The 11,745-nt window shown below is 61.7% G+C and carries 12 protein-coding genes; 8 read left to right on the top strand and 4 right to left on the bottom strand.

Annotation, left to right across the window (positions count from 1 at the left end):
* Together Q0C59_RS09680 and Q0C59_RS09675 are read right to left on the bottom strand one after the other, a co-directional pair.
* Window positions 1-356: hypothetical protein (locus tag Q0C59_RS09680; protein ID WP_291214529.1), on the bottom strand; the 356-nt coding region annotated here is incomplete at its 3' end.
* Window positions 353-490 (bottom strand): hypothetical protein, encoded by a 138-nt coding sequence (locus Q0C59_RS09675; RefSeq protein WP_291214527.1) that lies wholly within the window; start codon window positions 488-490, stop codon window positions 353-355. The genes Q0C59_RS09675 and Q0C59_RS09680, both read right to left, overlap by 4 nt.
* Before the next feature lie 339 nt (window positions 491-829).
* On the opposite strand from Q0C59_RS09675, the gene Q0C59_RS09670 reads away from it, so the two are divergent.
* The 8 genes from Q0C59_RS09670 (at window position 830) to Q0C59_RS09635 (ending at window position 9,873) form a co-directional block, all read left to right on the top strand.
* Entirely contained in the window at window positions 830-1,948 is a 1,119-nt protein-coding gene (locus tag Q0C59_RS09670; RefSeq protein ID WP_291214524.1) for a zinc ribbon domain-containing protein, read from the top strand.
* A 4-nt stretch (window positions 1,949-1,952) separates the two neighbouring features.
* The gene (locus Q0C59_RS09665; protein ID WP_291214521.1) at window positions 1,953-3,131 is read left to right on the top strand and encodes a DUF4878 domain-containing protein; all 1,179 of its coding nucleotides are present in this window, start codon (window positions 1,953-1,955) and stop codon (window positions 3,129-3,131) included.
* Complete coding sequence (locus Q0C59_RS09660; protein WP_291214518.1) at window positions 3,128-3,787, top strand: YiiX/YebB-like N1pC/P60 family cysteine hydrolase; 660 nt, start codon at window positions 3,128-3,130, stop codon at window positions 3,785-3,787. Before Q0C59_RS09665 ends, Q0C59_RS09660 begins: the two co-directional genes overlap by 4 nt.
* Window positions 3,788-3,806: 19 nt before the next feature.
* Window positions 3,807-4,892, top strand: a complete 1,086-nt coding sequence (locus tag Q0C59_RS09655; protein ID WP_291214516.1) for a hypothetical protein — start codon at window positions 3,807-3,809, stop codon at window positions 4,890-4,892.
* Window positions 4,893-4,992: 100 nt separating this feature from the next.
* Window positions 4,993-5,358, top strand: a complete 366-nt coding sequence (locus tag Q0C59_RS09650; protein ID WP_291214515.1) for a hypothetical protein — start codon at window positions 4,993-4,995, stop codon at window positions 5,356-5,358.
* A gap of 268 nt (window positions 5,359-5,626) precedes the next feature.
* Window positions 5,627-6,307, top strand: a complete 681-nt coding sequence (locus tag Q0C59_RS09645; protein WP_291214513.1) for a hypothetical protein — start codon at window positions 5,627-5,629, stop codon at window positions 6,305-6,307.
* Window positions 6,308-7,561: 1,254 nt separating this feature from the next.
* Window positions 7,562-9,397 carry a P-loop ATPase, Sll1717 family gene (locus Q0C59_RS09640; protein WP_291214512.1) on the top strand — a complete coding sequence of 612 codons (1,836 nt, stop codon included), beginning with the start codon at window positions 7,562-7,564 and terminating at the stop codon, window positions 9,395-9,397.
* Entirely contained in the window at window positions 9,394-9,873 is a 480-nt protein-coding gene (locus Q0C59_RS09635) for a hypothetical protein (RefSeq protein ID WP_291214511.1), read from the top strand. Before Q0C59_RS09640 ends, Q0C59_RS09635 begins: the two co-directional genes overlap by 4 nt.
* 34 nt (window positions 9,874-9,907) lie before the next feature.
* On the opposite strand, the gene Q0C59_RS09630 is transcribed toward Q0C59_RS09635, so the two are convergent.
* The gene (locus Q0C59_RS09630) at window positions 9,908-11,236 is read right to left on the bottom strand and encodes a TRAP transporter large permease (protein WP_291214510.1); all 1,329 of its coding nucleotides are present in this window, start codon (window positions 11,234-11,236) and stop codon (window positions 9,908-9,910) included.
* Window positions 11,233-11,745: TRAP transporter small permease (locus Q0C59_RS09625; RefSeq protein WP_366518837.1), on the bottom strand; the 513-nt coding region annotated here is incomplete at its 5' end. The genes Q0C59_RS09625 and Q0C59_RS09630, both read right to left, overlap by 4 nt.

Below are 11,745 nucleotides of genomic sequence, written 5' to 3'. Positions count from 1 at the left end.
GGGGCGCTTCGAAAGCCGAATGCCCGGTTCTGTGGTGAGTGCGGCAAGCCGCTGGAGGCTTCCGCAAACTCGGGTGTGATCACTCCGCTCGTACCGGTTCTTCCTTCGCCGCCACCGCCGACGCCGACGCCGACGCCGACGCCAAACTTGATGGGGCAGGCAACTGAGCAGTCAGTCGCATCTGTTTCACGCAAGTCCACTACCGGCCAACGGGTCGCTGTGGTCATTGCCGCTGTGGCAGGCCTTGCGGCCATCGGAGGCGCAGTGTGGACCATGATGGCCCGCTCGGACGCACCCGAGATCGTCAGCCAGGCGCCCGCAGTGGTTCCCCCGGTCGCAGCGGTGCCGATTGTCACGCCGCCGGTCCAGGCACCACCTCCGCCTGTTCCAGTGCCTGCACCCGAGCCAGCACCAGTGCCAGCACCAGCACCAGTGCCAGTGCCAGTGCCAGCACCCCCAGCAGTGAAAGCCCCGACCGAGCGGCCTGCACAGGCGACCCCCAAGCCACAAGCCAGACCAGCACCCGCTCCAAAGACCGAACCGCCTTTGCCGCCATTGCGTTTCATCCCGATGAATCCCGCTCCAGCGCCAGCACCCGCGCCCGCTCCCGTGCCAGCGCCAGTACCAGCCGCTCCTGCTCCTCTTGCCGGGGCAGACCGTGTGCGGGCAGCGCTTCGGCAGTGCGACGGCGAGTCGAACCTGTTCACCAAGGGCTTTTGTGTGGTCAAGGTTCGCCAGCTGAACTGCGGTGACTTGTGGGGAAAGATCCCCGATTGCCCTCTGACCAAACAAAACGATTCACCGAACAACTGAACCCAGGGACACCACCATGATGAAAAACACACTGGTTGAACAGGACCCGACCTATTCACTGCTGCGCCTGGCCGAGGCCATCACCTGCTGGCGCGCTGTTGCCGTGATCGCGGGGTCCGCCATCGCGGCCATGCTGCTGGTCGCGCTTGGTGGCTTGCTGGCCAACGCCTCGTGGGCGTTCACCGCCTTGTTCAGCTTGATCGCGCTGGTCGTGCTGTTCGCAGGCATAAACGGCGCGGGCATCTGCCTGACCGATCTTGCGCACGCCCGCCCCTTCCGCAGCCTGCCCGGCTATGTGTTGGCCGGTGTGTTCACACTGCCCCGCCTGCTTGGTGCCGGCGTGATGATTGTGATGGCCTATCTGGGCCTGCTGCTTGCTGTGGCGGTGGCACTGGCAGTGTGCAAGTTGCCCGGCCTGGGTCCCATGCTGCTGGTGCTGGTGGTGCCGCTGTCCGTGCTGGCGGTGGCCACGGCCCTCATCGGCTTGTACGTGGCCACGTCTCTGGTCGCGCCCGCCATCTGGAACGGTGAGAGGGTGTTCCACGCCCTGTCCATCACCTGGACGGTCACGCGGCGCCACCCCTTCGAGCTGATGGCCAAGATGATTGCCGGTCTGCTCTTGTCGGCGCTGTTCGGCAGTCTGCTCTTTTTCGTACTGTTCACGTCGAGCTTCGTGGTGGGGGGCATGGCCATTCCCATCATCGGCGCCGGCATGAACCTCGATTTCAGCATGCTGATAGGTGGACGAAGTGGCCTCGCGGGACCTGCTGCGGGCCTGGGTATTGGTTATTCGCTGGTGTTTGCACTCGCAGGTGCAGTGGTGTTTCTGTTGCCGCTGATGGTGGGTGTTCTCACCTGGGCCGAGTATTCGAGGAGGGTGGATTTGTCCGCCATTCGCGAAACGGCAGACGCCGCACTCGTTCAGATGAACCGCAAAGTCAATGAGATCAAAGAGCGCGGCCAGGCTGCGGGTGCGTCGCTGGCGGCTAACAGCGCTCCAGCGAGCGAGCCTGGACCAGCTGCGGCCCTTGTTGCTGCGGCTCCTGCAACCTCTGCTATCGCTTGCCCCCAGTGTGGTGGTGCCGTGGAGCCGGGTGACCGGTTTTGCGAGCACTGCGGACACGCGATGGCGTGAACCGATGAATCCCACGACACGCTATTGCGCGGCCTGCGGCACCGCCAATGAGATCGACGCCAGTTTCTGCGACCACTGCGGTGCGGCACTGAAAAAACGAGCAGGTGCGCCTTCGCAATCGCTCGCATCGAGTCCGCCGGTCTCCCGCTCAGATATGCCCGGCGTCTCCACCTTCTCCATTCGGGATCCCAGACGCATGCTGTGGGCGGGCATTGCCGCGCTGGTGGTGGTTATGGCGGCGGTGGCAGGCTGGGCGTTGTTGGCCAATGGCTCGCCATCTTCGAAAGACCAGGACCGCCTGGCGCGCGAATGGTTGGCCCGGAACAAGGAAGATCTGATGCAGTCCGCTTGCATCCGGAATTTTCCCTACGCCACGAATCCGGTGAACGTCGATCCATGGAACACCAACACCCGCGTTTGGTTGGAAGCTCTGGTGGCTGGGGGTGTGTACGAGAGCCGTGGCACCAACACGTCGGGCAGCCTGGTGTTTGCGCACGGGCCCAACGCGCAGCGCCACATCCAAAACGGGCGCTTGTGTCTGGCCGATAACTTGGAGGTGAGCGACGTGACGCTGCAACCCCAAGATGGTGGTGACGACCGCCTCGCGCGTCTTTTGGTGGGCTTCGCCTGGACCGGTGTGCCCGAATTCGCCAAGGCTGGCCGGGTGGCTCAGGAGCTTGGAAACAAATTGTCTCCGCGCAGCGAGATGCTCGTGCTGGTTCGCAATGATGGTGACTGGGCCGAGGCGGCACCGGCGGATTTGCTCGCGTTGGCAGGAAAGTCCCGGGAGGGAGCCGCTGCGTCTTCCGCCACGACCGGTTCGGGCTTCGACATGGGCCGCTGGCTCTCCGGGCTGTTCGCCTTCGGGAGTGGACCGGCGCAGACCGCCGAGGCCTTCTACCAGGCGCTCGAACAGGGAAAGATCAAAGACGCATTGGCTCTCATCCACCCGGCTCAGCGCAGCCCGGAAGTCGACGAAAAGATGCAGCTAATGATGACGACCGCGAGGATGAAGGCGGCTGGAGATTCCACCGCGTTCCCCACGAATGCGGTGGTGGTGCAAGAAGACGATACGTCTGCCCTTGTGCGAATGGAGCTCGATCGTGCCGATGGCCGAATGAAGACGGAGCAGCGCATCCGGCTGCTCAAGCACGAAGGCCGCTGGTACGTGAGCCTCCAGTGAATAACGCTGAAGTGCATCGTCGAACCTTGCTGTCCGCGGCAGCGGCCGTGAGCCTGTCAGCCGTTGGCTTGCTGGTGCATCGGTCCGGTGGTGAGAGCGCAACGATCGATACGTCGGCTATCGCCGCACAAGCGCGGGCGGGGGACGTGCTATTTCGTGGCACGCGCAGCGTTGAGGGAAACGTCGTGCGCTGGTTCGACGGCGTGTCTGACTACACCCATGCCGGTGTGCTCGTGCGCCATCCAGCCGAGCCCGTGTGGGGTGTGGTGCATGCCAGTTCCGACACCCGACGGGTCACGCTCGACAGGCTGGACACTTTCACGTCGGTGGACGGTATCGCAGCCGCAGGACTGTATCGCTGGCGAGGGGCAAGCCCTGCAGCTCAGCAGACGCTGCAAGCCGATGCCATCAGCACCGTGGGACGGCCGTTTGACGGAGCCTTTGATGCGGCCGAGACCACGCGTCTGTACTGCACCGAGTTGATCTGGATGCTGGCCCAGAGCGGCGGGTGGGCAGGGGAGCCGGTGCTCAAACCGATCTCCACTCCGCTGGGCGGTCTGCGTGTGATCACCATCGAGTCACTCCTTCGGGATCTTCCATTGCAACGGGTCTGGCACAGCGGCCTGAGTCAACCCTCCAACCCGCTGCCTGTCTGATCGACAGGGGCGAATTGTCATGAACGACACAACAAACACAACCAAAAAATCGACCTACGAACTGGTCACGCAGCAGGTGCGCGAGCACCTGATACCGCTCAACGCGGTGCTTGCGCTGTGCATCACGCTGTGGGCGGTGATCGACTTTGCGTCGCCCCTGCTCGGCGTGCCGGGCTTGCTGCTGGTGGCGGGGGTGATGGGCCTGGCCGCCGCGCTGTGCTTCTGGCGCCTGCCCGCCGAACCCGTGGTGCAGCGGTTGAAGGCGTTGGGCTTCGGCTTGCTGTTGTCAGCGCTGGGGTTGGGTTCGGCCGGCGCCACCCTGCGGGCCAAAGAGGGCGGATGGATCGCCTCGTCCTTTGGGAAGGTACGTGACGTACAGACCGTACTGTTCGATCTGCAGACCCAGGTTGCACGCGTACAGCAAGGCGTAGATCAAGCGAACACGACACTGGCCCGCATCGACCAACGCACCGAGGCCATGACCGAAGAAAGTGCCTCCTGTCCGGACTTTCTTTGCCTGCTCGTAAACAACGCGCCAATTCGACGTTACGCCGCCGTTAAGGCATCGGGCGCCGACCCCCACACGGTCGATCTCACATTCCTTTACCGACTGGCCGAATCCCCGGCCACGAACAACTTTGACACCATCAGCTTCTTTCTTCAGGAAGGGATTCCCGGGGATATCAACCAGCCGTTTCTGGGACCTGTGTGGTACCAAATATTCAATCCGCGCACGTTTGTCAAGCCGCCCGACCGGATGGCAATTGTGATCCGATCAATGGCCCGGCAGATGCGCGTTGGTGCCGATCGCTACGGAGAAATCGAGGAGTTGATTGGGAATTGTGGAAATGCCGCGTATGGAGGGAAGGTGCCCGAAAACGCGCGCTGGCTGGACATCGCGGCACTGCATGGCAACGATGCTCTGGTCAAACAACTTATAGAGGCTGGCGCCAACCCGCGCCTGCCGATCCCATGGTGCGTGAACTTCCGCAAGAAGGCGGAGGTGCCGAATTTGCCTTCTTACGCAACTGAGAGGAAGTTCATCGAACTGCTCAGGCGTGCGCCAGACCTGCATCTGACCGCCCAAGAATTCCTCGACGAATAAGTACCACCAGTGTCGACAGGTTGGCGGGAAGTTGTCACACGGCTCACTGGGTCGGCATCAATCAACCTAACTATCCCGCAACACGATGACAGAGTTACCAATGAAAAACAAAAGCATGTGCCGCCTCATTTCGATTGCCACTGGGTTGTGGCTTGCGTCTTCTCTAGCATCGGGTGCGCAGCTGGTGAATCCGCTCACTGCACTTTTGGACACCGGTTGTTCAGCTGAAGATCTCGGCAGGGTGACGCGTGTCTCGATTCTCAACGCCAAACAAGCCAACGCGATTTTCAAGAAGGGTAGGGCACCCCAAGACGCCAGGGAAGGAGATGTCTGGGTTCAGATATTTGTCCGCTCCAAGACAGTACCCAACGACTATTCGTTAAGCAAGCTAGATCGAGCACCTACCTCGTCGGAAATGGCAGAGATTGTCGGCAAGCCTTCATGCACCTACTCATCTGGCGATTGAGCGGCGTCAACAAGCGGATGAGGAGAGCTGCGAGCCTGCACAGACAGGCGGGTGCCAAGCTCACCCGCCTCATCCAAGAGAGTTCCAAGTTCAGCGACCTACCCTACGTCAGTCCACGCCTTCAATCGGTGGACGATCACTGAGTTACCTCACCGCTCAGTGCTGAGCTCTGCCGGTGGCAGACATCGGAATCGAAACCAGCATCTTTCCCAAGCGGCGGTGCCGATAGAACAAGTTTGACTGAAAACCAACACGGACAGCCATTGCCATGGATCTTCAACTCGCCATGTACCTCGGTGTCTCCATCCTGATTTGCGTGCTTGCGTACAAAGCCAAGTGGCTGGTGCGTATGAAATGGGAGGACCCCCGTTTGTACGAGCGCCAGGAGAGCACAAACCAGATCGTGATCCTGGACCCCCGGGCACCACAGGCCGCCATGGCGGGGCTTGCTGTCGCCTCGCGTCCATCAACGGTTGCCGGAGACATCGGGCTCGTTCTGTTGGTGGTCTGGATGATTGGTTTCGCTGCGGGGGGCATCTTCATACCGACAGCTTTCGGCAGCTTGCGCGAGGTGAACACCGCAGATGTGGCGATGTTGTTGGCCGCAGCACTCGTGTGGGGCTTCATATTTGCCCGACTGTTCCTGACCGCAGTGCGCCTCATTTTCACGGCGGTCATCCCGTTGGTTCTGCTCACTGCCGTGGCTGGTTTCGTTGCGGCCTTTGCAATGGGCGGTCCAGATAAGCTCATGAAGTCCATCGGACTGGACGCCGCCGTTGAAAGTGCTGTCAATTCGCCGCTGTTGAACGACGCAGCCGAGAAAAGACTCACACGCCAAATCACGAAGAACGCCTGTTCCCTGTTCCAGTCTGTTGTCGCCATGGGCGACATGGATCGTGTACGTAACAAGTGCGATGAGGATTGGAAAGAAGCGGTCAGGTTGAAATAGGGCCCAGGATGCGGAGTCGATTCAACAGGCGAGCCTGCGTCACAAGGCGAACTACCGCGCCCATCTGCAGCGCATGGATCAGCTCGCCAGTGGCATCCCGCTGCGTGCGCCCAAGGGCAACCCTGTGGCATTGCCCGGCACCTGGGCGGGCAGCAGCGCTTCGTGTACGCGCAGGATGACCGAGTACCAACTGCGTATGCGTGAGGGCACGGGCAATACTCGCTAGGGCGTGATGATCCTGCGCTGGGGAAACCTTGGTGAGAACCCTGGTAACAGCGCATTCCGGGTTCGGGCAACGCTTGGGGGCCGTAAGTTCACGCTCAGCCCCGTTGCGGTGATCCAAAAAGGGCCTGAGGAGATGTTCGAAGCCACCGGTGAAATCAAAGACTTCAGCTTTTCCACCATGTTCCTTGAGATCCCGAGCCAGTCCTGCTCGATACGCTTTTCCGCTGGTAGGACCTGCGAAACAAGTGGTTCTGTCGTACTGCGAAGTTTTGGTGGGTGCTCGGTTTGCGCATCCGTGCCGTCCATCATTCCGTTGTCCGAGTGTCGGCGTACTTGGTGTTACGAGTAGGTGTGACGAATTCGCAGACACAATCTGCCGCTTTGTCAGACAAGTTCATTTGAATCAACAGCTTACGGGGTCACGGTTCGAGCCCCATCAGCCACCCCAGTAAACAAAAAAAGCCCGATATCGTTTCGATAGCGGGCTTTTTCTTGGCCCCACCTGCAGACCTTTTACAGACTGCAGGTGCGTGATTCGTACGCTGGCTGCCATGGTTGCAGCAACTCAACTCAGAGGCCTGCTGGTGTTGTCCATCTGGCAGCTTGAGAAGCTCGCTTTGAGCATGATGCCGACTCGGGCACCATGACCATCGTAGGCCAACTGCTTGCGCTGAAGAGCGGGCCACCGATGCGCCGCCTGCGCGGGCGGGCCCTTTGCTCTTGCCTCACGAACAGGATGAACTCAGTTTCGTTGCCGTATGGCAGGCGATCTGGGGGCGGCTCGGCGCGGTGCTGCGCCCTGGCCTGCACCTGTGCCAGACGGACGTGCTGCAGCACCCCGGCCTACCTCGGGCGCCGACTTGCTGCGCGCGTTCCTGTAGCCCTCCCGGCTGGGCCCGCCCGGTGGCCTCACGGACCACCGGTGGCCTCATGGCGCACCTCGCCAAAACCATTCAAGCATCTTGAAAATTACCAAAAAGTATCAACATCATGTAAAAGACATGCATTTTTGTACTACTTGGAGACCAGATGATGAAGCAGGGCCGCAGGGAGCTGAGCGAAGAAACGCTGGACCAACTCATCCGCAGTTTCTCGCAGTTGAAAGGGGAATACGACGAATCGATCGAGGACGATGGGGTGTTCGTGCGTACCCAGGCGTTTGTTGAACTCACGGCGCGCAGGACCACACGGTCGAATACCGTGCTGCTTGGGCGCAAGGGTGATGGCAAGACCGCCCTGCTGCGCCGTCTGGCGCACGACCTTCGCGTGAACGGCGCCAAGCCCAGTGGCGAGCGGGTTTGTGAGGTGTTCGAGCAGATCGATATCGAGGACACCTACTTCACCGAACTGATCAACAAGTTTCGTCAAATCATGGACTTGATCCATGCAAGGCACCCGACCATGGCTCCGGATTTCATCGCCCGGGAACTGTGGAGCAAGTACCTGTTGCTGGTGGCACTCAGGGTGGGTTGCAGCAAAGCGATCGAGCTGCAGGCGTTGGGGCAGCTGCAAGCCGATGTGGCTGCGCTCAAGGCGTTGGAGCAGCGCACGCTGCAGGAACTCGACATCCAGGTGCAGTTTGCAGACACCACCGGGGTCAGCAAAGGTTTCCTGCCCTACCTCGGCGCCTTGCTGGCCAGGATGATCCCGTCCGACGAAGGATTTGCCAGGTCACTGGAGTTTGACCAGGAACGCGAACGCGAGCGTGAGCGGGATCGCGAACCCCTGGTCGCGCTTCAGGAGTTGCCCACCGAACTCATCAAGGGTGCCGCATTGATCGGGAATGCCCGGCTGCATGTGACGGTTGCACTGGACCGGTTTGACGATTTTGTTGACCGGCTTGTGACGAACAACCCATCGACCACCCAGACGCTGCGGCGCAACTTTCTGCACGGCCTGATCAGTGCCTTGTACAAGGTCCAGCGACAAAAGTCCTTCCGGTGGCTGCGTCTTGTTGCGTCTTTGCCCGAAGACCTGGTGGTCGACCTGGACCTGCGGGAAATCGCCGCGCACCAGCAGCTGTTGTTTGTGCAGATCAGCTGGTCACTGGAGCACCTGCGGGAGATGCTGGACAGCCGCGTCGCTTCGGTCATTCCCGGTGCCAACTGGTCCGACCTGTTTCCGTTTCAGGTCGCCAGTTCCAACAAGCGGGTTCAGCGCAAGGAGCTGGCCAGCGACTACCTGGTGCGGCACACCACGCGCCGACCCCGGGAAGTCATGTCGCAGGCCCTCGGCCTGCTTGAGCATCTGCGCCTCAGCGGAAAGCAGATCGATTCCCGGGCGATGAACATGGTGGTGGCCAGCAACAACACGAGGATCGTCCAGTCCCAGATCATTCCCGAGTGGAAGTCTTCCCTGCCCACGCTGCACACCGCCATTGCGCGGCTGCACAGGGCGGAATTCAAGACGGTGTTCAGCTTCGCCGATTTTGTGCAGTCGGGTATTGCGCCCGTGCTGGTGCCGGTGAGCGGCGCGGCCGACTCCGGGCCGGTCGACGAGATCAAGGCGCTGATCGCACTCTCCTCCCTGTTCAGGGTGGGCATGCTCGGCTTTCGGGTTCGGCGCGCCACGCCCCGCGAGGGGTTTCTGCGGCAAGGCGAGAGCGACTTTGTGCAATACGTTTTCTCGCACAGTGCTGCCCAAACACCCATTCCGGACATCACATCCTTGCTCATGGCGACCAATGTGCTGGCGCTGGCCGACGCGGCAGAGGGTAGATCCGTTCGCGGTTTCCTGATGGCGGGTTGTGACGCGAAGTACGACCTGCAACTGTGTTTTGCACCCATGTTTTTCGAAAGCCTCGACGCCGAGCACGACTTCAGCTTCGTGGTCGACGAGATCCTGGATACGGAGGTGGTGGCATGACGCCGAAAGAATTCATCAAGACCCGGCAGTGGCGGCGCGCGCAAGACGAGCTTGTGCTGGAGGTGCTCGCGGTGTGTTTGCCGTTGCTGATTTATGCCGTTGGTCTGACGGTGGCGGAATACGGCCTGCCGGATCAGTTGGAGGGTATGGCGGTGATTGCCGGACTGTCGCACCTCTGGGCCGTTCCCGATGCGATGTTTGGTGCATGCATCCTGTTCGCGTTCGGCGCCATTCATGGCTTCCGTGTTGAAGCGCCGATGCCCAATCCTGTCCACGCGGCCATGCGCCGCTGGCGGTTGATCTCCATCGGCGGGTTGATCGTGTCGGCCATGCTGTCCGGCGTGGCCGTGATCTTTCATCCGCACTGGGCGTTTGCCCTGGGGTTATCGCTGTTGTCGTTGGCAGCGGTCACCTACAAAAAAGTGATCTTCCTCAAGACCTACATGGGCATGCAGGCGGCCCCTTCCCCGGACTGACAGCGGGCTTCGCCTGGCAGGCGAAGCCGCTGTATCAGGTCAAGGCCAGCGCCATCACCGGAAAGATGGCGATCAGCAGCAGCACCACCAGCATCACGCCCACGTAGGGCAGGGTGCCGGCGAAGATGCTTTCCACCGACACCTTGGGGTCGTTCAGCGTGGACTTGACGGTGAACACCGAGATGCCGAAGGGCGGGGTGAGCAGGCCGATCTCCACCGCGATGACGGTGATGATGCCGAAGTGGATCAGGTTGAAATCGAGTGCGGCGGCGATGGGCACGGCCACCGGCGTCATGATCAGCAGGATGGAACTGGAGTCCAGGATCATGCCCAGCAGCAACAGGATCACCACGTACAGGAACAGGAAGCCGTAGGGGCCCAGGCCTGCGTCTTGCACCAGATCGCTGATGGCCATGGGCACACCCGCCACCGACAGCATGCGGCTGTAGAAACCTGCCGCCACCAGCAAGATGAGGATGCCGACCGACACAGCGCCGGTTTCGGTGAGCACGCGCCACAGATTCCCCCCGCCGAGCCTGCGCCGCAGGATGGCGATGACGAAGGCACCGAACGCGCCCACACCACCGGCTTCGGTGGGCGTGAAGAAACCCGAGTACAAGCCGCCCAGCACCAGCGCCACCAGCGCCGCGATAGGCACCAGCTTGCCGAGCATTTCGGTGGTGGTGAGCAGACGAGCAGTGCTGCGCTCGGCCGCCAGCTCGGCCTGGCGCTTGAGGTCGAACACCAGGCCCGGCGTGAAGCGGGCCATGAGCATGATCATGGCGGCGAAGGCTCCCGCCATGGCAAAGCCGGGGATGATGCCTGCGATGAACAGGGTGCCGATGGATTGTTCGGCCAGCACGCCGTAAATGATGAGCAGCAGGCTGGGCGGGATCATCATGCCCAGCACCGAGCTGCCGGCCACGGTGCCGGCGGCGAAGCTGGCGCGGTAGCCGTGGCTCACCATTTCCGGCACGGCAACGCGGGTGAACACCGCGGCCGACGCAATGGACACGCCGGTGACCGCGGCGAACACCGTGTTGGCCGCCACGGTGGCCACGCCCAGGCCACCGCGCAGGCGCCGCAGCAGCGTCTCGGCCACGTCAAAGGTGTCCTTGCCCACGTTCGATATCGAAACGAGCAGCCCCATCAACACAAAGAGCGGGATGGTGGCGAAGATGTAGTCGGCCACGCCGTTGTAGGCCGATAGGTACATGAGCCGCATGGCCATGTCCACGTCTTCGCGGATGAGCCAGATGCCGGCGAAGCCGACCGCCGTCAGCGCGACAGCGATGTGCAGACCGATCAGCACGAAAAACACCAGGGCTCCAATCAGGAGCCCGCCCAGGGCCAGTTCGCTCATGCGGGTGCTCCATTGAAAGGGGGCTGGCGCAGCAGCGAAGGGATGCAGGCGAGGTAGGCCAGGGCCGCGACCACGGAGCCCAGCACGATGAGGGCACGGAACGGCCAGGTGACCACAGTGAAGACACCCTGCACACCGAAGTACTCGTGGATCTTCATGGCCTCAACGAGTTCGGGCCAGGCGATCCAGGCGAGCGCGAAGAAGAGCAATGCGCCGACGACGACATTGAACACCTCCAGCGCCTTGAAGGCGGCGGGCGAGCGTTTGCCGATGATGCGCAGCAGGAAGTCGCTGCGCGTCATGCGGCCGGAGCAGATGGCAGCGGCCAGTTGCAGAAAGACGATGGAGGCCACCGAGCGGGCGGCGAATTCGGCCACGCCGGTGATGGGCGCGTCAAAGAAGTTGCGGCCCAGCACGTCGGCCACGATCAGCAACATCATGAGGAAGATCCACACCGTGCCCACGGCAGCCAGCACGTTGGCCACGCCTTGCAGGGGGTTGGTGAGGCC

The sequence above is a fragment of the Hydrogenophaga sp. genome (genome assembly GCF_022844385.1).
Classification (GTDB): domain Bacteria; phylum Pseudomonadota; class Gammaproteobacteria; order Burkholderiales; family Burkholderiaceae_C; genus Hydrogenophaga.
This window is presented reverse-complemented; position numbering and strand designations above follow the sequence as displayed.